Genomic DNA, 26,296 nt, shown 5'->3' with positions numbered 1-26,296 from the left:
GGATTGAAACTCCGTAATGGACGGTTTTTGCAACTTCCAACCGTTCGCACCTATCACGGGTGCGTGGATTGAAACTCAATACCTGCTTACGTTCAATAGCCACACCGTTCGCACCTATCACGGGTGCGTGGATTGAAACTTTGATGTGACAGAAACCACAATTAATAATTGTTCGCACCTATCACGGGTGCGTGGATTGAAACATCTCATTATATGAGAATACTTGTAAAAAACATTCGCACCTATCACGGGTGCGTGGATTGAAACTTTAACATTTTGCACCCCTTGTCAATGTCCCATTTTCGCACCTATCACGGGTGCGTGGATTGAAACAGTAACCAGACTAGAAGCTATGCCACACCCAGTTCGCACCTATCACGGGTGCGTGGATTGAAACAGATCGGGCGCAAGCGATGAGCAGGGCGTAGTTTTCGCACCTATCACGGGTGCGTGGATTGAAACAGTAGCGACAAGTGAGCAATGGACCGATAAACATTCGCACCTATCACGGGTGCGTGGATTGAAACGCTAAGTGTAGGCATCACGCAGGGTTATGCAGTTCGCACCTATCACGGGTGCGTGGATTGAAACCAATTCATTGCTGCTGCTGCTAATTGGCAAGGTTCGCACCTATCACGGGTGCGTGGATTGAAACACTCATGACTAACTCCACACTCACAGCAAGAATTCGCACCTATCACGGGTGCGTGGATTGAAACTTGATGCCAGTGCCAGCAATTGCTAATCAGAACTTCGCACCTATCACGGGTGCGTGGATTGAAACGAGCTGTTGAAGGTATGATTGGCAACACTGGCATTCGCACCTATCACGGGTGCGTGGATTGAAACTTTGCAGACCTCTGGATAATGCTTTTGCCATGATTCGCACCTATCACGGGTGCGTGGATTGAAACACGGATTTTGACCGCAGTGTTTATCTAAGCGGTTCGCACCTATCACGGGTGCGTGGATTGAAACAAACCCTTTTATTTGGTTGATAAGTATTTCATTTCGCACCTATCACGGGTGCGTGGATTGAAACTTGTACCTCGCCCTCTTGGCTCCCAGCAGTGACCTTCGCACCTATCACGGGTGCGTGGATTGAAACCTCTTTGATATGAATATTCAGCACCTCAACGCTTCGCACCTATCACGGGTGCGTGGATTGAAACGTTGTGCTTGTCTGTCTGATGACGTTTGCAGCTATTCGCACCTATCACGGGTGCGTGGATTGAAACGTTTTCTAAGTTGCTCATGCTTAAATCTCCAAATTCGCACCTATCACGGGTGCGTGGATTGAAACAGTCACAGCAATAGCAGATATAACGCCTATTGCTTCGCACCTATCACGGGTGCGTGGATTGAAACCCACAGTATGAAAAGGTAGTAGATGCTCAGTTTTCGCACCTATCACGGGTGCGTGGATTGAAACAAAAACCTATCACCAGCACAGCAACGCTCAGTTTCGCACCTATCACGGGTGCGTGGATTGAAACAATATAAAAACTGTGGACTTTCACAACTCTCTCTTCGCACCTATCACGGGTGCGTGGATTGAAACACGCTTTTTTACCCATGCTTCAGCTAATGCTTTTTTCGCACCTATCACGGGTGCGTGGATTGAAACTTTTGATACACCTCTTTTTACCCAATTTGCTACCTTCGCACCTATCACGGGTGCGTGGATTGAAACATTGGCATAACTTTTATTGGTGGCAACATCAAATTCGCACCTATCACGGGTGCGTGGATTGAAACTTTTTGTATCAGTGCCAGTGGACGTGTGCGCTCGCTTCGCACCTATCACGGGTGCGTGGATTGAAACTGCTGTGGTGATGGCAATAAAGACTTCGGCTTCTTCGCACCTATCACGGGTGCGTGGATTGAAACACTTACCGGCTTATTGCCGATAACCGCGATTATTCGCACCTATCACGGGTGCGTGGGTTGAAACGGCGCAAGAGGTGATGGAGACCAATCGACTAAAAGTTCGCACCTATCACGGGTGCGTGGATTGAAACACACAATACGCGCAGTCAGTAAAGCGTAACGTATTCGCACCTATCACGGGTGCGTGGATTGAAACAAATGAGCATGGCACGACAATCGCTAATGATGTTCGCACCTATCACGGGTGCGTGGATTGAAACGCTGATCCGATTAAAAAGATGCTTGAGGTCATATTCGCACCTATCACGGGTGCGTGGATTGAAACTTAGCCACCCACTTAAACTCAGGCGCTTCAAAGTTCGCACCTATCACGGGTGCGTGGATTGAAACAACTGGCTTTGCAGACTGGTAGATAGTCTCAGTTTCGCACCTATCACGGGTGCGTGGATTGAAACAATCTTGCTGAACAGTTTTGGCAAGTCCACAGTCTTCGCACCTATCACGGGTGCGTGGATTGAAACTTTATGACTAATCATCGTCCTTACTCCTAAAGTTTCGCACCTATCACGGGTGCGTGGATTGAAACTTACTGGTGCTGGTCTTGGTTTGGTCAGTACCTTCGCACCTATCACGGGTGCGTGGATTGAAACAGGACGGCTTAACATACCTCCTTGCGCTTCTCTTTTCGCACCTATCACGGGTGCGTGGATTGAAACTGCCAGCTGCTGATTGGTGCGTTCAATGTTGCGTTCGCACCTATCACGGGTGCGTGGATTGAAACTAGTAAATAGTGTTCATTAGGATCAGTGTTACTTTCGCACCTATCACGGGTGCGTGGATTGAAACGTCAGCGAGTTGGCTGTTACCGTTAGTCGATGTTCGCACCTATCACGGGTGCGTGGATTGAAACATTGTCCATGAAGCTGTTAGTCCGTTGATACTAGTTCGCACCTATCACGGGTGCGTGGATTGAAACCATTTAGAAAAAGTACCTCGATTAAGAGCAGAGTTCGCACCTATCACGGGTGCGTGGATTGAAACATGGCAAATGTCTGTACACATCAGCGCGAAAATTCGCACCTATCACGGGTGCGTGGATTGAAACTTCATCGTCTGCCTTGGCGTCTGCTTCAGCTTGCTTCGCACCTATCACGGGTGCGTGGATTGAAACAGCAAAGTTGGCCGCTTGGCGGTTATTAAAGTTTCGCACCTATCACGGGTGCGTGGATTGAAACATTACTAAGATCAGGGAAGCCTTCAATGTATTCCTTCGCACCTATCACGGGTGCGTGGATTGAAACCAATCACGGCTATTATCTCGTTTACTGCAGTATTCGCACCTATCACGGGTGCGTGGATTGAAACGCAATATGCGAGAGACTGTACTGGGAAAAAGTAGTTCGCACCTATCACGGGTGCGTGGATTGAAACAGCCCATCGAAAACAGGCAATAGGGGCGATATGGTTCGCACCTATCACGGGTGCGTGGATTGAAACCCTACTCGTTTTGCCACCCCAATAAACCGTATTATTCGCACCTATCACGGGTGCGTGGATTGAAACGCAATATGCGAGAGACTGTACTGGGAAAAAGTAGTTCGCACCTATCACGGGTGCGTGGATTGAAACTCTACAGATAACGAAGATTGGGGCACTACTGCCATTCGCACCTATCACGGGTGCGTGGATTGAAACACGTATGCGAGAGTCACTATTAATCTTTGTACTATTCGCACCTATCACGGGTGCGTGGATTGAAACTAAGAGTATTTTGATTGTCATGGTTTTTGCTCCAGCTTCGCACCTATCACGGGTGCGTGGATTGAAACGAAACTTTCAAAAGCGTCTCAAGCCTTATCTGATGTTCGCACCTATCACGGGTGCGTGGATTGAAACCAGAAAAAAAGCACAAAGAGTATCAGCTCTTTGTGCTCAAATATTTATAAAACTCTAACTTTATAGCTCTAATTTATAACCCCAAATAACACATCACTGAACGACTCTTAGCATCAAACTCACCACCTCGAAGCTCATCCAAATCATCCCTTGTCGTCTTAAAAACTGGTTTCAGATCTACAAAGTTTGCATTTTTAAAATACAGCGTATCGTATACATAATCACTTTCTGGCTGATAAAACAGCTCCAAGCGCGATAAGTCATACCCACGGTAGGTGGCATTGTTAAAGTCCACATAATAATGCACACCTTTGCTGTCTTCTACCACAGAGATACTTTTAACAGCTTCTCTATAGTTAGCCGGAAGTTTCGATCGATAATCAGGTTTGACATAAGCGGTGTAACTGCCATCAGCTTTATACTGCTTTGCCATAAAAGACTCTTGAAAAGTGTCAAATCTTTTCTGAACTTGATTTTCTTTAGTTCCCTCAGTATAAGAGACTGGATCAAAACCACAACTGCTCTCAAACCAGCCGACCAATCCAACCAAATCTGTCTTTGATGAAGCAACTGTCTGAGATAAGGCAGCGGCTTTATTGGTTGGTTGCGCAATGCCTTGTTTGGGTAGATTTGAGGTAGTCATGGTTTGTAAGTCATTCATAACGCCATTCATCTCACTACAGCCCGCCAAAGCAGCTCCCGCGGTCAATACTACTGCCAGTGTTACTGACCGCATAGGTGCCTTTAAAATAGTTCTCATATTCATTCCTATCAGTCTTTTTATTATTTATTCCACTAAAACATTACCATCGCTAAGCCCATTCATTTCGATGAGCTACTTGAGACCAATCGCATAACTCCATGGTTGCTGCTGAAGATCATAGGTCTGAATGGCTTTGAGTTTGAAATCTTTACGGTCATAACTACTAGGGCTATTACTCAATTTTTCTTCTAATTTATCCATCATTAGATAGTAGTCATCTTGGCTAAAACTACCAAACAGCTTTTTCGCCATAAAGTTAAGATAATCGCTGTTATAACCTGCTATATCAAACTCGGTATAGTATTTGTCCTGATATCTATTAACTACTAAGCTATCAGGTAACTCAATACGCGAAGGACAATTAAAACAGCCTGGTATGAACTTAATGTCCTCAAGTTTTACTTGATTAAGAATGTCTACTGTTTTAGTACTTTTAGCATTGAAACTTGCTCCGCTCGACGTTGCTTGATAATTACACTTCTCAGTATTGGGTGAGACTTGAATGCGGGTTATGAGGTTCCGGTTGTTTGCTTCAACGTTAACACTACAATCGTATGCGTCGCTATTACTATAACTACCACCTTCCTGCTTTTTAAGCCCAAGCTTATACTGACTGTTGACTGTCTTGACGTCTTTGCCTAAAGAGCTGGGTGATAAAAAGCTATTGTAGTCAGCTGCCATGGCGGTGGTACTCAACGTTAAGCCAAGTATAAGGCTCAGGCAAAGAGATTGTTTATTCATGGTACATGTCCTTTTATAAGTTAACATATAATCGATTTTAGTTTACTTTTATGGTTTGTGCAGTATTAATTTAACAGGGCGTTTAATCTGGCCACCCATTGATCAGCGTCAACACTATCGGCTGCAAAAAAATCATATCTCGGCTGCTCAGGGTTTCTAATGTATACACTCACATAGTGCTTACTAATTAAGCTTCGCGTGGCGCCATACTGATTTTGCGCTTCTACTCCTTGCGAATACGCCTGCCAACGCTGCACATCCACAAAGTCACAGACAATTACCTGAGGTCTGACTTTAGGATCAAGCGTAAAAGCAATGCGTCCGGCTTGTGCATCAACCAAAATCCCCACCGATTCATAATCCACCTGAAAGTTATGATTTTGTACGAGGTGCTGCTTAAAGTAATCATGATTCTGCTGGAAATAAGCGGGAACCTTGTCGTTCCTGATGAGTCTAGCAAAAGCCTTAAATTGCGAACCTATCATTGAGGCTATAAAGCCAAGTATGGCAACGACAAGGTATATGAGGAATACGGTATCAAAAGGCACACCCATAATTAAAAAGAGCACTGATAAGCCGGCCACCACTATCCAAAATTTCTTATTGGTAAGAAGCTGTGTCGACCAGCCGGGCTTGCCCAAATTAAATTTAGGCGCACTGTTGTCAGGAGCAAATACAGTTTGGATAGTCATACTTATCATTCTCTAATCAATTAAAAGTCAATTTATTCCTTATATCATCTACACGACAAAAATCCGGCCTGCATAGATAAATAGCAATACTACGTTATTCGTAGTAAAAATCAAGAAGAAATAGACGAAATTCGTAGTTTATTTATTTTGAGATGACCTATGAATTTACAGACTGTATTTACTAAAAGGTTTAAAGAGGCTAGAAAAGCGAAAGGGCTTACGCAAGAGCAATTAGGTCTTGCTATTGGATTAGATGAGTTTGTGGCCAGTACGCGTATCAATCGTTATGAGCGCGGCATTCATCAGCCAGACTTTCAAATACTGACATTAATAGCCAAGACGCTAAAGGTACCGCCTGCGTATTTTTTTGCTGATGATGCGTTGGCGGCTCAGATACTTGAGTGGCGGTAGGATGGTTATGTAAACACTACTTACCTCGACTAACCACTTATTACTTAGATTGTTGTACGAAGTTTTATTTAATTTTAACATTCAAGTATTTGAGCTAGTATGAGACGCTACTTGGAATTTTCCAAATTATGGAACGCTATTTAATTTTTAACTTTTCATCACTGATCATCATTATATGTATAAAAAATCGTAATAACGGCGAGTACTTCCATCTGCCTTGGTTGTCCCTGACATCAGGGCTTACGATCCCAATCTGAACCGTGGTCATACTTTCTTTATAGTGGATTTTTATACCTTCAGCTTCCTCATTGAGACATTCAGCAAGTAGACATCTATTGCTAGTAATAAGCCAATTTTTTGCTGGCAGTAACTGTGTCGCTATAGTTATAAAACGTAGCAGTTCATTACTTTTTCTTCTTGTAAATGATACTAGGGAATTAGTAGTGGTTAAGCTTTGACTACAGATATTGGTAAACCACTGCCAATCATTTGAATTATGGTCACGTAGTTTGCGAGCGCTATATTGCAAAATTGATAACATTCTAAAATCGCTTTGATGCTGCAAACTCAGTGGACTAAAAAATATCTTATCCGTTTCTCTTACTTTTACAAATCTTGGTCGACTGTGTTTAGTCATTAATGTACTAACCTGATATGCTCTCTTTATCAAAATCTCGGCATCATCTTCACTTATTTGAGCCAAGTGTGCTGCTTCTTTCAGCGATGATAATTTATCAGATCCGTTTAAGAAAAGCTCAAGCTTATTAATACCATAACGCATAAATAGATCAGTTTTTTTATTGGATAGCTGATAATCCAATGGTTGCTCTTCAGAATTTTGAATAGTAAAATTCGGTGACTTTCTTATCTTTTTTATAGTGTTTTTAAAAAGTAATTTACGGATACTGGTTAACACTAATTGATTACCCTCAATTAAAGCTGCGTTTTCTGCAAGCTTCTTATTAGTTATGCTTGTAATATTGTTTACCATCTTTAGTGATAGACATATCTTTGCAAAGCTCAGCTCATAAGTCGCCATTAGAGTTGCAATATGATTGTAATATTCAAAACTACGTTTTGGTGATAGGTGACCCATTACCCCAGACAGAGCATACCAACGATCAGAACCTTCAGTCTGTATACCTAACAAACCATTCTTAATATGTAATACATCATCTTCATTATAGTCTGTTAGTGCCTGTATTAGATCCTGCCTGCCATTCAATACTAAAGATAAATTACTGACAGCCGTATGTCTGAATGCGTGAAAAGTAAAATTGCATAATTCGTCTGATACGGATATGTCTGCCAATACTTTTTTAAGTAATTGTAGTGGGACATGATCGTCAATCGGCTGATGAGCACTTGATAGCGTAAAGATAAATTTATTAGAGTTACTGCCTATATTGCTTTCTACAAAATTAATGAAAAATTCGAGTTCTTGTGGCTTTAGTAGTGCAAATATAGCTATCCTTCTGATACTCCCCTGAGTCTTGGTAGGTCGATATTTATTAGGACGCACAATGATAGAGGGCTGACCATGAGATAGTCCTTCTATATCTATATAACGTAGACCTAACAACTCTTTCTTACGCATACCAGTTCGATACACCAATATGAACAGTAACGTGAACATCTCCCTTTCCAAAACATCGACGGAGTTGAGTATTTGTCTGATAATGGCATGGTACGCTTGTGGTGGAATAAGCTCGGAGCGGACACGACGTTTATTTTTCGCCTGTTCGATAATCACTGGAGCTAAATTAAACTCCTTGACTGCGAGGTTATGCATTTTTTGAAATAATCTAGCCGGATAGCTAAGATCTGTTACTTTTCGTTCGAACTCTTTATATTCAAAGATATCATCATACATCTCTTCAAAATCTTCTGATGTCCAATTTTTTAATACCTGGCCTTCTGTAAAATAGAGCCACTCATAACCTATATTTTTGACATAATGTATAATAGAAGTATCACTGAGTGGTCTTTTTTGGCTCAATAGACTCAGCACCCATTGAATGACAATTTTTTCATTCATAGCATTGTACTGCTTATATCTTTTTCTTACTCTTTGAATCAATGTTGGAGGAGTATAAGCAAGCTTCTTATTCTTATTCTTATTCTTATTCTTATTCTTATTCTTATTCTTATTCTTTTCATGTACCTTAAAGTCTTTAGCCAAGGTTTGTATTAGATCTGACTTACGAACAGGTGTTTTAGAGGTACTATATTTTTCTTGAGTATTAATAATGGCGTTTGTAGACTTGATTTTAAGTTTTAATATCCCGCTTAGATCATACTGAGCGGGCGTACTACTATTCTTATACTGTCTACTCAAATATCCTTCAAAATCTGTAGTACTCAATCCAGTATGGTTGTATTTGCCTCGTATGATAGATGCTGAAGCTTGATCTATAGCTACTTTGTCTAACATCTCCCAATAGTAGCTTGCATTCACTAGTAACTTGCTAAGTGTCGTTAGCTCTATAGATAGCGGGTTTAATATGGGCAATAACGCTTTGAAAATATAGTTTTTGATTTGCTTTTGAGAGTATGGCCTTAAGGAACTTTGAATATTTTTAGTACTACTTTGAGCGTTATATCGTATTAGCCAACATTGGCTAACCAAATCAACAATGATTTGTTTGGTATTGTAAATATCACTACAGCACTCCATACGTTCATTACCGTAATTCCCTGACTTGTATCGAATAGACAAATAAACTCTCTCATTTATGAATGGACGAGCTTGGCCGTCTATAAGTGCTTTCAACCAACCACCTAGCAAATCAGCATCATTTATACCTCCATATATGATACCTGAATATAATAACCATCCTAAAACCTCATCATGGCTATACTTGGCGGTATTTTCCCAATGCACGTTTACCGCATTAATGATTTTAGTTAATTTTTTTCCTTCCGTAACCCAGTTTGTACTAATAACTAAAGGATTTAGCTTTGCTTTTTTTGGTGGTGTCAACGCAGAATAATAATACTTAGCTAACATGTAGTGCTTATTTTGATAATTGATAAACTCCGCTATCGTCGTCCAAGCTCGCTTAACTTCTTTCTCTGTTTTGCATTGTTTTCGTACCAATTCAATTGCAAAAGTCCTAAATTTCTCAAAGCCTTTTTGAGAGATAGGTTGTATACTTAATTTAAGCTGTTGTCGGAACTTATCAAGACCGCAGCCCCAATAGTTGTAATGAGAACCAAGATAATTGACTGGTATACTTCTGAAAGTAAACTGCCTATTATGCAAATTAAGAGCTTTGCGGTAATATTTAGTAGTAGATTGTAGCCATTTCATATTACCTGGCATTTGATGCTGTAAGTGCTTCCACTTCGTTTGTAGATCTGCAAGGAGCTGATACCTACTAATTTCTAATGCTTGATTTTCAGTTAGTGCACTGGTTGACTCACTAGGTATACTCAGTAAAACGTATTTTTTACGCCTGCCATCGTATTTAGCAAATTGATTTACTATCTTAGGTAGGTTTACCGGGTTAAGAACCTCATTTATCATAATTAAAATCCTTGAGCTGACCAATTAGGTAACTCAATCTCATCACTTAAACCTAATTGCCTAGCAATTTTTTCGAATGACTTACCCACTGATTTAATTTGATCTTTACTTAAAGATGAGAATTTACCTAATGCTTCTTGGCGGTTTTTTTCATGCCCAATGACACCATTTATTAACGCAATATCTACTCCTTGTCTTTCTAGCTGCGTTCTGACGAAATGACGTGTCCAGTACGGACTTATATCTATCATCTCTTTTGTCATATCATATACTGCACCGCGTTTTATAGGAATCAGCTTATCGTGCTTCTTGGACAAAAGCCTTAGGAGCGAGACTTCATCCCCAGAAATAATTTGATCAACAGTTTCATTAATATCAAGACTTAATGGATGCTCCAATTGATAATCTATTAAATAGCGCTGATATTTTTTGAGATAATTTGTAAGTGTGAAACACAGTGGTATAAGTCTATGATTTCTAACACTCTTACTAGGTTTGTCATCAATTAATAACCAACCCATATTTAAATCTATATCGCTGTTTCTTCCTATACCATTATTTGGTCTAACGCCTGTCAGTAAACAAAAGACAAACCATGTATAAATACTGACTCTATCGAAGTGCACCTCTTCACTTGAGCTAGCTCTAACCCACTGGATTAAAGTCTCCATAAAATCATGTACGTATTCAATCTTTAGAGCAAACCCTGAGCCAGTTGTATATTTATGCCAAGGCGTGACATAAGATAAGTCATATTTGCCCTCAGCATTTAATACAGACAGCGCGGTATTGTAATGAGATATCAGTTCTTCACTACTGTGACTACTGTAGTACATTGCTGGTGCCTGAGGTGCTGGTATGCGACAAATAATATTGGCTATATGTGAGTGACTATGTGGCGTATAGCGTGATAAAACAACGTGAAGGGCTGATTCAATTCTAGCAATCGACAAATAAGGAAAAGCGCGGTTTTTACGTAGTGATTTCAGATAAATCGTAATATCATCTTTTGAAGGAAGGTCGTTACCTATTAGTTTTTGAATCAGCCAAACCGGAACAGGAATTTTTATCACATCTAGTTTATTCTCGTACTTTTTATCATCAAAAACATCTAACCTTTTAGTTATTCCTAAATGATGATAAATATAAGCTCTACTGTCTCCAATACGAAAAGCTCTTGAGTGTTTTATATAATTCTTGGTTATTAGTGACTCTACTGGTAGAGCTGTCAGCATAGATAAAAGTAGAATACAAGCTGGTACGGCCTCTTTATCAAACTTTATCGGATATTTCTGGGCATCATGGACTAAAGTTGCAAATAATATTTGGTAGCCAGGAAATGATAACAAACGAGTATTAGAGTTGAGCGCTAACTCACGTTGAGAGATATAGTTTTGCTGTAGTGAGAGATCGATAGTCTGTAGCGGTACTGAATATCTAACAAATGTATTAGGAAGTTGTTCATAGTTAATATATGGTGAATCATAAGAATCTAATACTTCTTCGAAACTAGGTGTAAAACCATCACATATTTCGGTTTCAGCCTCTAAATAATCAACATTATAGTTAGCGCTGTATTGCTCTATATCTTCTTTTGGTGTGTCCCAATAATAAGGTCTTAATTCATTAGTAGGACCAAGGTTTGATAAGTCGTCTGATAAATTAAGAGGTTTGTCAGAAAATTCTTTTACCTTATCTTCTTCATCTTTCCTAGATTTTATCTTCTTTTTAGCATTCGGATAATGCGCACATACATAAGCAGTTAATATTTTACTTATTTGACTTTGTTTCTCTGGTAAATATTGATCTACATCTTTTTCGATCGAATCGAACGCAGAATAATTGGCAACTGTATTAAGCGTTTTTTCGGTCCGCTCTATAATATCAACGAGTACCGATAGTATCTTTTCGACATTTAATCTATTGTTAGAGTTAGGCCTGTAACTATAGTCGGGTAACTCCCTCCATATCCAACGCCTTTTTTTTGTAGTAAAAAATATTGCTAACTTAAACTGCATTAGCATCTGATTAGCCTGCGTGGTCTTATCGTAGTAATAAAGCACAACGCCTGTATGTATCGCTATCGCCAACCATAAAACCCGTTTATTTACATGCTCACCGCCATGTTTACACATATTTTGCATAAGTATAAGAAGCTGAACGATGAGAGGTTTCCCAACTAGTCCTGACTTGGAGGTATCCATATCACAAAGAGATACTGGGTTGCTTTTTATAGTCTGTAGTATCTGTCCTATGGCATCTGCCCCCTCTTCACCATATTCGTCGTAATTATTGTGGATGATCATTACGATATCGGTGATTGCACTAACGATAGATGGCTGAGCAACAAAACTATGGTCGGAGCTCATTTTGTAAACCATATTGCTTAGATCTTGCACTGAGAGATGTGATGGACGCTTTTTTTCAGATATCATATATTTAGAAATCATAACTATTGCACCTTAGTTCGGTTATGATAAGTTCTTACAGGTAAATTTATTAGATTGCAGAATAAAACTATGGAGAATTTATTTTTAACGAAGATCCTTTGACTGATCTTAGTATCTAACAACTCACTAAGTGCTAGATATATTCTCTCTAACTCTATTATATTGTGATATCTAGAAACTATGCTTATCAGCTCATAAAATACTAAATCGAATCTGAATAAATCAGCATTAATTTCTACAAGTAATACTTCTTGGTCTAATGGCTCATTAACTTTGTTAACGCTTTTTAAAATATTGAAAAGAGAGAAATTGTTCACCAAGAATAAGGTATTACCATCTTTAACACATACTAACGGTCTAGATAGTGCGCTTCTTTCTTCAAATTTCAGTTGATACTTATTGAGATGAGAATAGATTAATTTGTTATAAATCTTGTAGAGGGGCACAGCCTGCGGGTATAGTGCTAACGTTCGCTTCTGTATTTTTCCTATCGTGCTGATCTGCATATTGTCGTACCTGATAGTGGTTATAAACATTCAACTCCTATAGACTATATTTTGATCAAAAAAAATACGCTACATTATTTTTAAGTTTTTTTTATCTAATTTCAGGAAAATAAGCAAATACTCCTACTTATTCCTATGTTTAATTTTCCTATTAAGAAAATAGAGTTCTGCTTACAACACTAACTAACATCTTTTATAAAAATTCTTAACTTTTTATAAAAAAACAAAAAGCCAGATACTTGCAGTATCTGGCTTTTTGTAAGGTTCTAAATTATTTTAGAATAAAGAGTAAAAAGGTAAATCAATCGACTTAGATAACGTCTCCATATCCATTATTCATACTATTCTCATCGAACTGCTGCATCACATCTAACATAGAGCCCAGTGTGCTTTGATGCTGGGAGCTAGATACGTTAGTAGGATTTGGATTACTAATGCCATAAGCACCAAATATCTGATCAGCACTGATATTACCACCTGATGCGAAGCTGATATTCCCTACCGCCGACTCTCCTCCTTCAAAAAAGTCAGCAATCGTTAACTGATCAGTAGTGCCACTAACTTTGAGAATCAGATCGTCATTGCTACGCATAAGTCCACTGGCTATATCATTAAAACCAACACCATCAAAATAGATGTTGTCAATGCCGCCGCCCGTATTGTATATAATATCTTGGCCAAACCCTGCTTCGAAGTAATAGAGGTCATCGCCTTCACTACCTTTTAATAGATCATTACCCAGTCCACCAATGAGGATGTCATTACCTAGTCCACCATCCAACTGATCGTCGCCTAGTAGTCCCTGAAGTCTGTTATCGACTTCCGTACCTTGAAGTTGGTCATCACCATCTGTACCCACAATATCAGCAGTTGCATCAAGGCTATCAGGTGTACTTGGTATTGTATCGTCAATAGATGTGGTTTCTGGTATTGCTTTACCAAACAACCCGAATATTTGCTCATGTGAAATACTACCGCCAGTCTCAAAGCTAATAGTTTCAATGATGCTATCGCCATTACTAAAGTAGTCTTTGATCGTGACTTGATTATTGGCATTGCCATTCACTCGTAAAATGAGATCATTACCAGAACTCATCAACCCTGATCCAATCTGATTATAAGTGATACCGTTACTAAAGATAATTTCGTCTACACCATGCGTATCAATAATAGTATCTATTCCAGCTGTGTAGATATACGTATCGTTACCTCTGCCACCTTTCAACTGGTCGTTACCTGCCGTGTCTACGATAGTATTATCACCCGATAGATCTGTATTATCAGTAGGTACTTCAGGCTCGGTTGGTGTGGTGGTGTCGTCATTGCCACCATTATCTGTATCACCACTGCCAGATCCAGGTAATGCTGTCAATTGACTAGCGATACTCTGAGCAGAGATAACCATATTGCTACTTGGAACAATATAATCGATGGCTTTATCATTACTACTAAAATGTCCGTCAACTTTGACTTGCTGATTCAAGTCCCCATCGACTAGGATAATGAGATCATCTCCTTCTTGATGGTAGCTGAGTTGACTCTTATCTATACCTTGGAAGAAGATGCCGTCATTACCACCACCACTATTATTGATAATGTCAATGCCTTGGTTGGCTTTGTAGATGTAGCTGTCGTTACCAGCGCCACCAGATAAGGTATCGTTACCGTCTTCGCCAGATAACGTATCGTCACCAGCGCCGCCATTGATTATATCGTTACCTGAATTGGTACCTGAACCATTACCGCCTGCTAGGTAGTCATTACCTACGCCGCCGTTTAAGGTGTCATTGCCAGAAAAACCGAAAATCTGATCGTCACCTAAGTAGCCATTGATAAGATCATTACCGTTCGTACCGAGTAGCTGTTCACTGCTATCTGTGCCTTCTACGACATTATCAGGGCTGGTCTCTACGGGCACATCAACGGGTTGGCTTGAATTGACGGTAAGAGTGAGATAAGTACCTGCACTAGTGCCAAAGAGGTCACCCGCCCATAGTATGAATGAATAGCTGCCAATACTATCGACAGTCGGGCTACCTGTAAGTGTCCGAGTATCGGCATCGAAATTTAACCAATCAGGAATATCTTGATAGCTGCCATCGGCATTTTGAGTGTCTAAAGTGATGCGGTAGCTAAGACTTGAGTCCCAAGCATCTGCATCAACAATGGTATCCGCATCAAACTGAACGCTTAAAGCTTCGTCATCATTGATGGTAATGGCCTGTGCGTGTTTATTGACAGTCGGCGCATGATTGTCTGCTCTATCAATAATGGCATTATCAATGTCTTGTTGTGTGAGAACCACTTGTTCTCCGTTATTGTCGAAGATGATGCGGTCGATTTTGTTGTCGATCATGGGTATGGGTTGATCATTGATAAATAGATCTTCTGATGATGGTTCACCTAATGGCATCTCACTATCTAAGTTACCTTCTCCATTAGGAGAATCAGATAGCAATACTAATGTGTCACCACCAAGAGAATCACTATCAACATCGTTTACGGGTAAAAAGTCAACGTCAGGCTGATTCAGTTGGGTATCAGCTACAGCCTCTTTGAAGTAATCTGCAATCCAAATATGTTCATCACTACCGGCAAAGCGAATCATTAAGCTGTCTTGCTCTCGTGTGAACGACGATTGCTGTTGAGAGTAACCTTGAATGACCAGAGTATCAATTGCTTCTACATTATCAGTCACACTAATAGTGTCTTGACCACCACCTTTTTGATAAATGATAGTATCATTACCGCCTAAACCATTTACGAAGTTGTTCTGCTCATTAAGCGTGATGACATTATCAAGACCGTTACCGAACGCTGTTTTAGCGTTACCTTTTAGGATAAGATTTTCGATGTTGTTTTGCAGATGATGGTAGCTACCAGTGTCTGACCAATTGCCCATATCATCTTGGCGATAAAATCGATGATCATCCCATTGCTCTACGGTATCATTACCACCTGAATCACCTTGTACAAAACTACCACGGCTGAGCGTCCCTTCTACAACTTGGTCTCCATGTTGATATATAAGAGTACCATCAAGGTTTTTAACGAGGGTTTCATACTTATCAACGACATAGTAGTCATCACCAACACCACCGCTCATGATGTCTGCTCCTGCTTTGCCATCTAAATAGTTGTTACCATCATTGCCATACAATCCATTATCATTTGCATCGCCGATAGCTTTAAAATGGCCATTACCCTTTAAACGGATTTCTTCAAGGTTAGTGCCCGCTAAGTCAAAGTCATTGGCAATAAAGATAGAATCATAACCCTCGTCCGAATTTTCGATGACTGTATCAAACTCATCAACATCGTATGTATCATCTCCTAATCCACCAATTAAGATGTCAGCTCCACCATCGCCTTGTAGCCAATCATTGCCTTCACCACCTTCAATATAATCATCACCGGCACCCCCAAATAAGGTGTCGTGACCGTCCCCACCATATATACTATCCGCACCTGCGTTACCATAAATAAAGTCTTCACCTGTGCCACCAAAAATGGTGTCGATATTGTCACCACCATGTAGCTCATCCCAACCAGCGCCACCGTCAATGATATTTTGGGCAGTTTGATTGCCATGTACGAGATCATCACCGTCATAAGCATTTATAATATTGGTACGATCGTTCAGTGTGCCAGTGATAACATCAGTATTTTCGCTACCTTCAAAAGTCACTTGCGCCATCAAGTCTTGATTTAGCCATTGCGTTTCATCAGCAAATTGCACACTTAATATGGAGTCTTGGGAATTAACAATATAGTTTTTTAATATGAGTTTATCAATGTCACTGTATTGAATAACAAGATCATCGCCGTCAAAAGTTATTGATTGGACATCTGATGCGTTGATATCAGTGAACTTAATATAATTTGCCTCACTAGCATAATTACTTTCTTGAATCGTATCTATACCATCACCTAACGAAAAGTGGTAAGTGTCTTGTCCCTCGCCACCTACCAATATGTCATTACCTTTGCCACCTTCGATTTCGTCATTACCAGCGTATGCATATATTTGATTATCAGTATCGTTACCATTTAATATGTCTTCGCCACGCCAACCGTTGATATATTTTTGCGTATCAGATGTAGTTAAGTTGACTAATGGCTGTTCCGTAATATTATTTAGAGATAACACTTGGTCTTGGAACTTAAATATTAAGGATTTTGTTGAGGTGGTGTCTAGCGCCCCAAGAACAGTTACCTTATCAGATCCAAAGCTTACTATCAGGTTTTGATCCTGCTTATAAAATATAACCTCATCTAAATTAACGTCAGTAAATGCTAGCTTTTCATACTCATTACCACTATAGGTATTATCATAGTTAACAAAATCTTCGCCAATACCTTTATAAAATATGTAGGAGTTTCGTCCAGCACCGCCTGCAAGATAATCATTACCTTGACCAGCGACTATAACGTCATCACCATTTTGCCCTTCGACAGTTTGACCATTACTGGTGTTGATAATAATAGTGTCATTACCTCTCAGAGCAGTATATTTCTCTTGTGTCTCATTATCTAAAAATACAAAGTCTTTACCTTTAACACCACCTGCCGACTGAGTATCAATATCTTTGAACATTTCATCAATAAAGGTTTGATCTTCAGAAGAGTTTTCAGACAACTCATCTCGCCATTGTTTTAAAAGAACAAAACCTTTTTCCCAACCACCAACCTCTAGTATATGACCGTTTAAAGATAGTAGATCTTTTAAGTCCTCTAAAGCTTCTAAGGGGTTAACAGTATACTTTTCGTTTAGTAAAACAGATAGATTGTCGAACGTCATTAAAATATTTTCGCCATCTGTATATACATCAACTGATTCTAAATATGGTTTTAAGATAGTTTGGTTTAGTAGGTTGTGATAAAGATCTTCCTTGATCTCGTTATACGCTTTGCTAAATTCAGCAATTTGACTGCTTCGAATCTCATATAAAGTATTAGTTGGTGCTATACCTAGAGTAGCATCCATAAATTTAACAATTGCTTCAATTTCGTTATTGGCAATTTCTGGTTGTAATGGCTCCGTCCATATGAAGTCTGGTAAGGACTCATATGGGCGGAGTCGAATAACATTATGAGAGTCATCTGATTGCGTCCAAGGAATGTTTTCTGGACGTAGAATACTAATATTTGTATCAGCATACTGAGTATCTGTTTTTGCCCATGCAAACATCAAGTCATCTAGTAATGCCTTTTGACCTTCACGGGTCTCAGTATTTGCGTACTGTTTCAATATATTTGCTAACTCATCAGAAACCATGGCAGCTTGTTGTATGTCACGCAGCCTTCCAGAACCATATAAACTTGGTAAGTCAGCAATATCATCTCTTAACTCTAATTTTTCTGAGTATTTTGCATGCATACTATCATTGCTTAAATTAACATCTGCAATAGTCCCTATTGAACCGTCCGTTTTGGTGAAAGTATTCTGTTCTTTAATAACTCCGCCAGTGACAGCCTCATTTATCATTTCAGAGTTTGTAACATTTAAACTTGAGATACCTACTTCTGTTAATGTTAGAAGCTCATCTGCTGTACTAATACCATCACCATTTTTATCTTGCCAAACCTTGAGCTCATTAAAGTTTTCATCTTGTACATCGACAATGCCATCACCGTTACTATCAAGGTCAGCTAAAGCCTGAATACCAGATTTTGCTAATGTACCATCATTGAGTAGGGTACTATCACCAAATAGTTCTGTACCATCGTTTATTATTCCATCACCATTTATATCACGTACAAGCAGACCATCTTCAGGGTCTACCCAGCCGCTTGCCGTTCGGATGCCATCACCATCGTGATCAAAAAATGCACCGAAATTACCGTCATCCTCTACTAGTTGAATTCCGTTACCGTTGAGATCCAACACAATAGGATCATAGTATTCAATACGATAATTTTTACCATCATTTGCGTCGGGATCAGGCGTAAAGGGGTCTAGAGGATCTTTATTTGGATCATTGTCTGGGTCTTCACAATCCTGAAATGAATCCATATAGTTATCAATTGCCATTGAGACTATAGTGCCTACTACAACTCCTGCCACTATAGGTGCTGCAACTGTCATTAATCCAGTAGCTGCTAATCCAGTAGCAAATGTTGCTATTCCGGCTTCTACTGCAATTGTTGTAGCCGCTCCAGCCAAGTACCCGAGACCACCAGATACAGTTCCTTGGAAAGAATCATAATATTCACCTTGAGCAGCTGAAGCTGCAATATTTCCAACCGTAAATACAGAACCAAATTTAAAATACTTTGCATCGTTTGGTGCAATTCTTTCTGCTTTTTCAGCAAAATCGCCAAGGCTATCTACTGCATTAGCGGTAGCTGTTTGTTTGTGATTAGCGTAAGAACACGACATGTTTTCTTCCTTCCATCATTAATAGTGAATAAATTAGTAAATAAAAATTTAATGAAAAACCCAAAAAAATGTTTATTATAATAAAAAACTCAGAACCATCTAGGAAGCTTCTCATAATTCTTGAATTTCCTGCTGAGGTGAAACCGAAAAATAAAACCCAACCTATATTTATAAGAATTAATATTAATGCAGTTATAAATATAGTTCTTTTTGGGTTTTCTCCTACTGTATGATTTAGCCTATCTGGATTCTTTGCTGCTAATTTAAATTCCTTAACAACTTTTTTTGATAGCCCTTTCATAAGATAAGTAAGAATGATTGTAGAGAAGATCAATACAAAATATAACATAACAGAATCACTCAACACCTTTATTCTATCTGAAGCCAGCTCCATTGATTGAGTGAAAGGAGTGATACCTTGATAGTGGGTGAACTTAGAACCTATAACTAAAGGAGTCAGGAAAACTACAAAAAATCCATAAATATAAGCATGTTTAAAGGGGGATAGATCGTTTAATAGATTAATCATAGTTTTATGAGAAATATAGTGATGCTCTTCTGTCATTTTTATGCTTACCTTAATCGCTATGATAATAGTAAATACAATTACGTTAGATAAAAAACCTATTCTTATACTGCATAATTAGCTTTACGAATTTTTGCAAAATGGAAGCTGCATATAAAATCTTTATATCGCTAGTTTTAAAATTAACTGACTCATATTGCGTTAACTATAAATATCTTAAATTCTTATATTTACTCTAGAGCTTGAAAAATATAAAGAGTATCTAGGCCTGTATGGTTAGCTACTTCCATTCTTATTAAGGTTATTAATTAAAAGAGTTATAACGAGATATTCAATCATGAAGTTCTATTTCAAAATTAGAATTTTAATACTTTTCATGAAATATATAACAAATAATATTAACAATAGTTCACAGAAATGTAAATTTTTATTTAAATATTTCTCGATAGTGACTTTAAGGATATATAACTGTATAAATATTAATCAATATTATTGGTTAGCTCCTGTATTTCGATATCCAAAGCATCACATATCTCATACACCTTCTTCAGCGTAATATTCCTTTCGCCACGCTCAATATTTCCCATGTAGCTACGATCTATACATGCAATAAACGTTTTTCTTGTAGTACTTGAGCATGATCTCGCAATTGTTCAAGCTCAGCATTTACTCTGGTTAACTTGGTTTTTAGCGGCGTTACATAAGTATGAATTAGACAATAGTATACGATTGGCAAAAAATATTTTTGCCTTAAAATAAGATGTTTGACCGTTATAAATAGCTAAAAACCAACTATCACCTAAGATATTATGGACAGAGTAGACGTCAAAAACACTGCCAAATGGCAGTGCCCAACTACGAGTTAAATATTAATTTACATCTATTTCATAGTGATATATAATTTCGCATATAAGGCTCTAGCCCTTTAAGAACAATGAATATAGAACTAGGTCATTTAAGACCAGTTCGTCGACCTACCTTGACATGGTAGAGGTCGTTGGTTCGAATCCGATTACGCCTACCAGATTCGAAAAGCCCCAATCTTAAGATTGGGGCTTTTTTTTGTCCGTGAAATATGGGCTGTAGCGGAAAAGGAAACTATACGTCGATGCAAATTTCCTCTTTTCTCACTTTCAGCAAATGTCATCAAAAAACGTGTGTGCCCAAATTGTGCCTAAGTTGTGCCTGCTCTCTATTTAGCATTCCTTCCAGAGTAGCACTTTTGACCTCTACCCTGAATCATCTAAAGCGCTCTCAAGATTAATTTACTTCTCTTTATCTAGCGACTCGTTAGGTACATAAGTAAATAAATCACCTACTTCAATATCTAGTGCCTCACAAATTTTATCCATAGTGTCAAAATCTATTCTTGAAGTCTGTTCGTTATAGATCTTGTGCACTGTCGACTTGCTAATTCCTGTCATTCTTATTAGATCTGCCACCTTCATACGTCGTTCAGCTAGTAGCACTGGTAGATTACATAAAATCATTAATAATTCCTTAATAGACTAAAAAAGTACTTGCATCGACTAACGGTAGCTAGTAAAGTACTTCTATCGAACAACAAATTACTTTTATAGAATTATTTGTTATCTCGATAAAACAACCTAGTTATTTAATTGGCTTACAAGGAATTTATTATGTCACATACCTACCTAACTACCCAAGAGCTTTCTGAGCTCATCAAATATAACCCTCGTACTATCCGTAATGAGCTAAAGGATAGTGTGCTTATCGAGGGTATTCATTATATACGCCCGTTCGGTGGTCGTAAGATTTTGTACATTTGGGAAGAGATTGAAAAAGATATGCGCACTGGTATCGCCGGTAGCATCAATGCCATGGCACTACAATAAGGAGAAATAGGATGGCTAGTATCAGAAGGCGCAAAGGGAGCAATATGCTATTTGTCGATTTTTATTATATGGGTATACGCTGTCGGGAGACGACAAACCTAACAGACACACCAGCGAATCGCAAGAAGCTTGAGAAAGTGGCTGAGAAAATGAAAGCAGAAATCATCTTAGGACTGTTCAATTACGCTAAGTACTTTCCAAAAAGTGACAAAGCGGCACAGATGGTAGCGTTAAACGATCGCAAGGAATGCATTAGTACCGATACGCCCTCTTTTGAACAGTTTGCAGAATTATGGTTCTCTGAAAAAGAAATTGAATGGCGCGATACCTATAAGCGCAAAATAAAGGAGATTATTGATATGTACTTGATTGCTAAGTTTGGGACTAAGCCCATTCATCTCATAAAAAAGACAGATGTATTAGCCTTCCGTTCATCGCTCGCCAAAGTAACGTACGGAAAAGCTAACAAACATCTGTCAGCGGCACGCATCAATTCGATAATGGTACCTTTGGGTATGATACTAAAAGAAGCGGCTAAACGCTATAAATTTGATAATCCTTACTACGATATCAATGCGCTCAAACAACCCAAAACAGATATTCAACCATTCACACTAAGTGAGGTCTGGACGTTTATTAATGGTGTAAGAGCAGACTATCGCAATTATTATCTGGTACGTTTTTTCACAGGTATGCGTACGAGTGAAATTGATGGATTGACTTGGGAGAACATTGACTTTGACCGACGTGAGATTGTGATCAAACAAGCTTATGTCAAAGGCAAAATTGTTCCTCCTAAGACTCAAGAGTCTTACCGTGCGATTCAAATGTCACCTTGGGTCTACGATGCTCTGAAGGAACAGCAGACCATCACTTATAAGCGATCTGACTATGTATTTTGCGCGCATACGGGTGAGCCACTTGACTACAACAACGTGAATAAACGTGTTTGGCACCCTACTCTTAAGATTTTGGGTCTCAAAAAGCGTAATGCTTATCAGACTCGTCATACCGCAGCAACGCTATGGTTGGCTGCTGGCGAAAGTCCTGAGTGGATTGCCAGTCAAATGGGACACTCTACAACTAAGATGCTATTCAACACATATAGCCGTTACGTACCGAATATGACTCGGCAGGATGGTAGTGCATTTGAAGCATTGGTCAATCGCAGTCAGATTGCTCAGGTATCTACCGATAAGGGGCCTCACAATGAAAATGATTGATTACGATAAATTGCATGCGACGTTTAAACCTAGTGGCTATGTCAGTAATGGCGCAGATAATATTGCTAACTACCTCATTTGTGAGCTCTGTATTCAGTCAGGTACTGGTTTGGCTAGGTTCCTAAGTATTGATAGTTGCTTTGATAATCATACGGCGCTGCGCATATGGGTTCAAATGCGCTTAGAGGCCAATCCTGACTATGTCGTTGATGATATGTGTAGTCAGCTACAGAGTGAGCTTTACGAGCTACTACCTCAAACTGGCTATGGATACTAAGGAGAATGTTATGAGCATGAACTTCGTCTTTGATTCAGCTTTTGATGATACAGCGAAGCGTTTGTGTCATGAGTATTGGTCCTATGTGTCGCCCAGTGATTATATAGCGCATTTAGAACTGCTTTGTTGTGACCACAACACGGAGATTGATGCATTATTTACTACACTTGCAAAATGTCAGGTTTATTTAGATGACGTACACTGTGAGTACTGTGGTCGTCCCTATCAATTAGATGTCCCAGCAGATATACCTCATGCAAAGAGATTGAACTCTTGGTTTTGTGAGGGGTGTATCGGTTTTTCTGGTGGACAGCTTGTCTTAGGTAGGTAAACCTTAAAATAGTTAGAATCAGAAAAACAAAAAAGCCTCAGCTTAAAGTTGGGGCTTTTTCAGTTTAGTCAGTTCAGCCATATTTTAGCTAAAAATTTTATAAGATTACACTTTACAGACCACACTAGCTTCTTTAGCCTTATCATAGACCCCGTAAGCATCTAGTCCTAAAGACTCTACATCATCAAGATATTTCTTTGTACCTTTTTCAAGTGGGCCTTTCCAGTCTGGGTCATTGAGTGGGTCTAAGATATCGACAACTTCGTCTCCTTGATCGATAGCTGCTTGTAACTGCGTTGAATAAGTCTTATCCCACATAGCCCCTACTTTTTTGCTAAGCGCCATACCTGAATTGTCATCAATAACTTGTTTCAAGTCCTCTGGCAGACCTTCATACTTATCTTTATTCATAGTTACCATTAAAGCAGAACTATAAAATGGCATATTGGTATGATACTTCGTCAACTCATTTAGTTTAAAAGTCTCCATGGCTTCCCATGGAAAGCTTAATCCATCAACGACACCACGCTGTAAAGAAGTATATATATCATTGGCAGGTAGCCCAACGGGAGAAGCTCCCATACTCTCGATGATGTCACCTGCAACTGCTGAGGGCCTACGAATACGCATACCTCTCATATCCTCAGGAGTTCTGATTAATTTGTTAGTACTGTGCAAGGTTCCAGGTCCTGTGGCAAACATAAAGAGCAAGTGTGAATCTTCATACTCGTTAGCAATCGTACCATTGTCATATAAGGTTTGTAGCATACAGCCTGTTTGTGTTGATGAGTTAGATAACCCTGGAAGCTCTGCAATCTGAGATAGTGGGAATCGACCACTTGTATAACCTTGTACTTGTGAGCCAATATCAATGGTTCCTTTTACAGCAGACTCATAAGCTGTATCCGCTTTACTGATAGTGGCCGAAGGATATACCTCAACTTTAAGACGCCCGCCCGAATCAGCTTCGACTTTCTTTGCCCAAGGTTCAAAAATCTCTTTATTAATATCAGATGTTGCAGGATAGAAATGTGAGAAACGTAAAACAGTGGCTTCTTCTGAGGAAGTCGTACCATTACTGGATTGGTTTGAACAACCTAAAAGGCTCATCGCGGCTAGCACACTTATCGAAAAAATGGGTGCTAATTTCATTATCAATTCCTTTTGATAGTAGTCATAAGTTCATTAATTTAATTTATGTTTGTATAATATTTGACAGGTAAGTTAAATACGCCATTAGCAGTAGTTATAGATAACTAGGTCAATATATACTTAACGTACGCCTAAACATTCATCTGAAATTAGCAACTAAAATGATATCTGTCAAATCATTTAATGACTATTCTCTAACGTTTGTGATAATGTAACACCTTACAAACATCGGCTAGTTAAGCATGCTAAGAAATTCAGATATTGCTTGCTTTTCTGGTACCTAGAATTTTTTAATACGTTTTTTTTGCAGCTCACTGTCCGCAATGATTTTGTAAAAATGTATTGAAAGTAAAAATGTTAATAAGATAAGTAGTTACCTAATACTCTTGAAAAGCATTGACGCCTTATAAGAGTCTAATCGATATAAAAGCACTCTTACTTTTGCATCGTTTGATCTCAACAAGTGAGTATATATATACAAGGAAGAACAGAATGACAGGGATTGAATTTTATACTAACGGTCATATTGTCAGCGAAGCTGACAGCATGCGCCAAAAGCTAGGGGTCTTAGCGAAACAATATTCTGCAACATCAGCCATCATTATTACAGATGCTGGTATCTCCGAACTAGGCTATGTCGATATCGCCCAGCAATCCTTACAGGAAGCCGGTATTAATGTCGTTGTGTTCGATAGTGTCGTTGCAGACCCGCCCATTGAAATTGTTGAAAGCGCTATTGAGCGTGCAAGAGACAATCAATGTGACTTGATCATTGGCTTAGGTGGTGGAAGCTCTATTGATACAGCAAAGATTGTCGCCTTATATCCAAACGACTTTCAGTCCGTTAACGATATTTTGGATAAAGATATTAGCGGTTTCAAAAAACTACCACTGTTTGCGATACCGACCACTGCTGGTACGGGCGCAGAGTCTACTTTTGTCTCCGTGATTACCGCAAAGGATGGCAGTAAAAAGGCTATTTATACTCCTAAAATCCTACCTGACGTCGCCATTTTAGATGCAACATTAACACTAAAACTACCTCGTCATATCACTGCAGCAACCGCGCTTGATGCCATGGTGCATTGTATTGAAGCCTACACGAGTCGCACTAAAAAGAATCCTATTTCAGATGCGCTAGCACTAAAAGGCTTACAGATGCTTTGGAGTAATTTTGGAAAAGTATTAAACCAAGGTGACAATATTGATGCTCGTGCCGATATGCTGTTAGGTTCCACACTGGCAGGCATAGCCTTCGTCAATGCCTCTGTAGCCGCCGTTCATGGACTCTCCTATCCCCTTAGTATTAACTTCCACATTCCACATGGACATGCTAATGCACTCGTCATGTGCGGTGTTTTTACATTTAACTTATCAGAAGCTGCTCCTCTATACGCAGAGCTTGCTCGTGCTGTCATGCCTACTCAAACAGCTGGAATGACAGATTTAGACGCAGCGAATTCATTTATTAGTCAACTAAAAATGTTTTTGGAAAACAGTGGTCTTAAATACCGTTTGAGTGAATTGGATATTACAAAGAACGATATTCCTGCCCTAGCCGACATAGTTATCAATACCTATGCACGACTAATCGCAACCAATCCCAAAGATATGACTTTAGAGGAAGTCACTGCAATATATGAAGAAATAGCCTGATAATAAATATTGTTT

At 39.2% G+C, this 26,296-nt stretch carries 16 protein-coding genes and 1 CRISPR repeat array; of the genes, 6 read left to right on the top strand and 10 right to left on the bottom strand.

What is annotated here, in order from left to right; translation table 11 throughout:
* Positions 1 to 43: 43 nt before the first annotated feature.
* Positions 44 to 3,786: direct repeats of the CRISPR family, unit length 32 nt; unit sequence TTCGCACCTATCACGGGTGCGTGGATTGAAAC.
* Positions 3,787 to 3,859: 73 nt separating this feature from the next.
* The 3 genes from ACTXGL_RS13990 to ACTXGL_RS13980 all read right to left on the bottom strand — a co-directional run bounded on the left by ACTXGL_RS13990 (position 3,860) and on the right by ACTXGL_RS13980 (position 5,982).
* Positions 3,860 to 4,546 (bottom strand): hypothetical protein, encoded by a 687-nt coding sequence (locus ACTXGL_RS13990; protein ID WP_443527298.1) that lies wholly within the window; start codon positions 4,544 to 4,546, stop codon positions 3,860 to 3,862.
* Between the two features lie 75 nt (positions 4,547 to 4,621).
* Positions 4,622 to 5,290 carry a hypothetical protein gene (locus ACTXGL_RS13985; protein ID WP_443527297.1) on the bottom strand — a complete coding sequence of 223 codons (669 nt, stop codon included), beginning with the start codon at positions 5,288 to 5,290 and terminating at the stop codon, positions 4,622 to 4,624.
* A 65-nt stretch (positions 5,291 to 5,355) separates the two neighbouring features.
* Complete coding sequence (locus ACTXGL_RS13980) at positions 5,356 to 5,982, bottom strand: hypothetical protein (RefSeq protein ID WP_443527296.1); 627 nt, start codon at positions 5,980 to 5,982, stop codon at positions 5,356 to 5,358.
* Between the two features lie 159 nt (positions 5,983 to 6,141).
* On the opposite strand from ACTXGL_RS13980, the gene ACTXGL_RS13975 reads away from it, so the two are divergent.
* Positions 6,142 to 6,393 (top strand): helix-turn-helix domain-containing protein, encoded by a 252-nt coding sequence (locus ACTXGL_RS13975; RefSeq protein ID WP_443527295.1) that lies wholly within the window; start codon positions 6,142 to 6,144, stop codon positions 6,391 to 6,393.
* A 136-nt stretch (positions 6,394 to 6,529) separates the two neighbouring features.
* On the opposite strand, the gene ACTXGL_RS13970 is transcribed toward ACTXGL_RS13975, so the two are convergent.
* The 6 genes from ACTXGL_RS13970 to ACTXGL_RS13945 all read right to left on the bottom strand — a co-directional run bounded on the left by ACTXGL_RS13970 (position 6,530) and on the right by ACTXGL_RS13945 (position 21,276).
* A complete protein-coding gene (locus tag ACTXGL_RS13970; protein ID WP_443527294.1) occupies positions 6,530 to 9,922 on the bottom strand; it encodes a tyrosine-type recombinase/integrase in 3,393 nt (1,130 codons plus the stop codon).
* Positions 9,923 to 9,924: 2 nt separating this feature from the next.
* Positions 9,925 to 12,372 (bottom strand): site-specific integrase, encoded by a 2,448-nt coding sequence (locus ACTXGL_RS13965; protein WP_443527293.1) that lies wholly within the window; start codon positions 12,370 to 12,372, stop codon positions 9,925 to 9,927.
* A gap of 816 nt (positions 12,373 to 13,188) precedes the next feature.
* Positions 13,189 to 19,260, bottom strand: coding sequence for a calcium-binding protein (locus tag ACTXGL_RS13960; RefSeq protein ID WP_443527292.1), 6,072 nt, complete (start codon positions 19,258 to 19,260; stop codon positions 13,189 to 13,191).
* Positions 19,241 to 19,825 (bottom strand): hypothetical protein, encoded by a 585-nt coding sequence (locus tag ACTXGL_RS13955; protein ID WP_443527291.1) that lies wholly within the window; start codon positions 19,823 to 19,825, stop codon positions 19,241 to 19,243. Before ACTXGL_RS13955 ends, ACTXGL_RS13960 begins: the two co-directional genes overlap by 20 nt.
* A gap of 440 nt (positions 19,826 to 20,265) precedes the next feature.
* Positions 20,266 to 20,388 carry a helix-turn-helix domain-containing protein gene (locus ACTXGL_RS13950; protein ID WP_443527299.1) on the bottom strand — a complete coding sequence of 41 codons (123 nt, stop codon included), beginning with the start codon at positions 20,386 to 20,388 and terminating at the stop codon, positions 20,266 to 20,268.
* A 663-nt stretch (positions 20,389 to 21,051) separates the two neighbouring features.
* The gene (locus tag ACTXGL_RS13945) at positions 21,052 to 21,276 is read right to left on the bottom strand and encodes a helix-turn-helix domain-containing protein (protein ID WP_095570171.1); all 225 of its coding nucleotides are present in this window, start codon (positions 21,274 to 21,276) and stop codon (positions 21,052 to 21,054) included.
* 150 nt (positions 21,277 to 21,426) lie between these two features.
* Here ACTXGL_RS13945 and ACTXGL_RS13940 point away from each other — a divergent pair, with 150 nt between their 5' ends.
* From ACTXGL_RS13940 to ACTXGL_RS13925, 4 genes are read left to right on the top strand one after another with little or no spacing between them, the layout of a single operon-like run.
* Positions 21,427 to 21,642, top strand: coding sequence for a hypothetical protein (locus ACTXGL_RS13940; RefSeq protein ID WP_045447035.1), 216 nt, complete (start codon positions 21,427 to 21,429; stop codon positions 21,640 to 21,642).
* A gap of 11 nt (positions 21,643 to 21,653) precedes the next feature.
* On the top strand, positions 21,654 to 22,865 hold the full coding sequence (locus ACTXGL_RS13935) for an Arm DNA-binding domain-containing protein (protein WP_443527290.1): 1,212 nt from the start codon (positions 21,654 to 21,656) through the stop codon (positions 22,863 to 22,865).
* Positions 22,852 to 23,142, top strand: coding sequence for a hypothetical protein (locus ACTXGL_RS13930; RefSeq protein ID WP_443527289.1), 291 nt, complete (start codon positions 22,852 to 22,854; stop codon positions 23,140 to 23,142). Before ACTXGL_RS13935 ends, ACTXGL_RS13930 begins: the two co-directional genes overlap by 14 nt.
* A 10-nt stretch (positions 23,143 to 23,152) precedes the next feature.
* A complete protein-coding gene (locus tag ACTXGL_RS13925) occupies positions 23,153 to 23,473 on the top strand; it encodes a hypothetical protein (protein ID WP_443527288.1) in 321 nt (106 codons plus the stop codon).
* 105 nt (positions 23,474 to 23,578) lie between these two features.
* On the opposite strand, the gene ACTXGL_RS13920 is transcribed toward ACTXGL_RS13925, so the two are convergent.
* A complete protein-coding gene (locus ACTXGL_RS13920) occupies positions 23,579 to 24,625 on the bottom strand; it encodes a TRAP transporter substrate-binding protein (RefSeq protein WP_443527287.1) in 1,047 nt (348 codons plus the stop codon).
* A 492-nt stretch (positions 24,626 to 25,117) separates the two neighbouring features.
* Between ACTXGL_RS13920 and ACTXGL_RS13915 the strand changes: the two genes are divergently transcribed.
* Complete coding sequence (locus ACTXGL_RS13915) at positions 25,118 to 26,281, top strand: iron-containing alcohol dehydrogenase (protein WP_443527286.1); 1,164 nt, start codon at positions 25,118 to 25,120, stop codon at positions 26,279 to 26,281.
* The last annotated feature ends 15 nt before the right edge of the window (positions 26,282 to 26,296 follow it).

It is taken from the genome of Psychrobacter sp. T6-6 (genome assembly GCF_052258185.1).
In the GTDB taxonomy this organism is placed as follows: Bacteria; Pseudomonadota; Gammaproteobacteria; order Pseudomonadales; family Moraxellaceae; genus Psychrobacter.
The sequence above is the reverse complement of the archived record's forward strand: the minus strand, read 5'-3'. Positions and strand labels throughout refer to the sequence as shown.

What these genes read in the sequence shown, in the direction of transcription:
- ACTXGL_RS13955 (WP_443527291.1), bottom strand. Translation starts at nt 19,825, where the DNA reads ATGACAGAAGAGCATCACTATATTTCTCATAAAACTATGATTAATCTA.
- ACTXGL_RS13915 (WP_443527286.1), top strand. Translation starts at nt 25,118, where the DNA reads ATGACAGGGATTGAATTTTATACTAACGGTCATATTGTCAGCGAAGCT.
- ACTXGL_RS13945 (WP_095570171.1), bottom strand. Translation starts at nt 21,276, where the DNA reads ATGATTTTATGTAATCTACCAGTGCTACTAGCTGAACGACGTATGAAG.
- ACTXGL_RS13970 (WP_443527294.1), bottom strand. Translation starts at nt 9,922, where the DNA reads ATGATAAATGAGGTTCTTAACCCGGTAAACCTACCTAAGATAGTAAAT.
- ACTXGL_RS13960 (WP_443527292.1), bottom strand. Translation starts at nt 19,260, where the DNA reads ATGTCGTGTTCTTACGCTAATCACAAACAAACAGCTACCGCTAATGCA.
- ACTXGL_RS13935 (WP_443527290.1), top strand. Translation starts at nt 21,654, where the DNA reads ATGGCTAGTATCAGAAGGCGCAAAGGGAGCAATATGCTATTTGTCGAT.
- ACTXGL_RS13930 (WP_443527289.1), top strand. Translation starts at nt 22,852, where the DNA reads ATGAAAATGATTGATTACGATAAATTGCATGCGACGTTTAAACCTAGT.
- ACTXGL_RS13920 (WP_443527287.1), bottom strand. Translation starts at nt 24,625, where the DNA reads ATGAAATTAGCACCCATTTTTTCGATAAGTGTGCTAGCCGCGATGAGC.
- ACTXGL_RS13980 (WP_443527296.1), bottom strand. Translation starts at nt 5,982, where the DNA reads ATGACTATCCAAACTGTATTTGCTCCTGACAACAGTGCGCCTAAATTT.
- ACTXGL_RS13975 (WP_443527295.1), top strand. Translation starts at nt 6,142, where the DNA reads ATGAATTTACAGACTGTATTTACTAAAAGGTTTAAAGAGGCTAGAAAA.
- ACTXGL_RS13990 (WP_443527298.1), bottom strand. Translation starts at nt 4,546, where the DNA reads ATGAGAACTATTTTAAAGGCACCTATGCGGTCAGTAACACTGGCAGTA.
- ACTXGL_RS13965 (WP_443527293.1), bottom strand. Translation starts at nt 12,372, where the DNA reads ATGATTTCTAAATATATGATATCTGAAAAAAAGCGTCCATCACATCTC.
- ACTXGL_RS13940 (WP_045447035.1), top strand. Translation starts at nt 21,427, where the DNA reads ATGTCACATACCTACCTAACTACCCAAGAGCTTTCTGAGCTCATCAAA.
- ACTXGL_RS13985 (WP_443527297.1), bottom strand. Translation starts at nt 5,290, where the DNA reads ATGAATAAACAATCTCTTTGCCTGAGCCTTATACTTGGCTTAACGTTG.
- ACTXGL_RS13925 (WP_443527288.1), top strand. Translation starts at nt 23,153, where the DNA reads ATGAGCATGAACTTCGTCTTTGATTCAGCTTTTGATGATACAGCGAAG.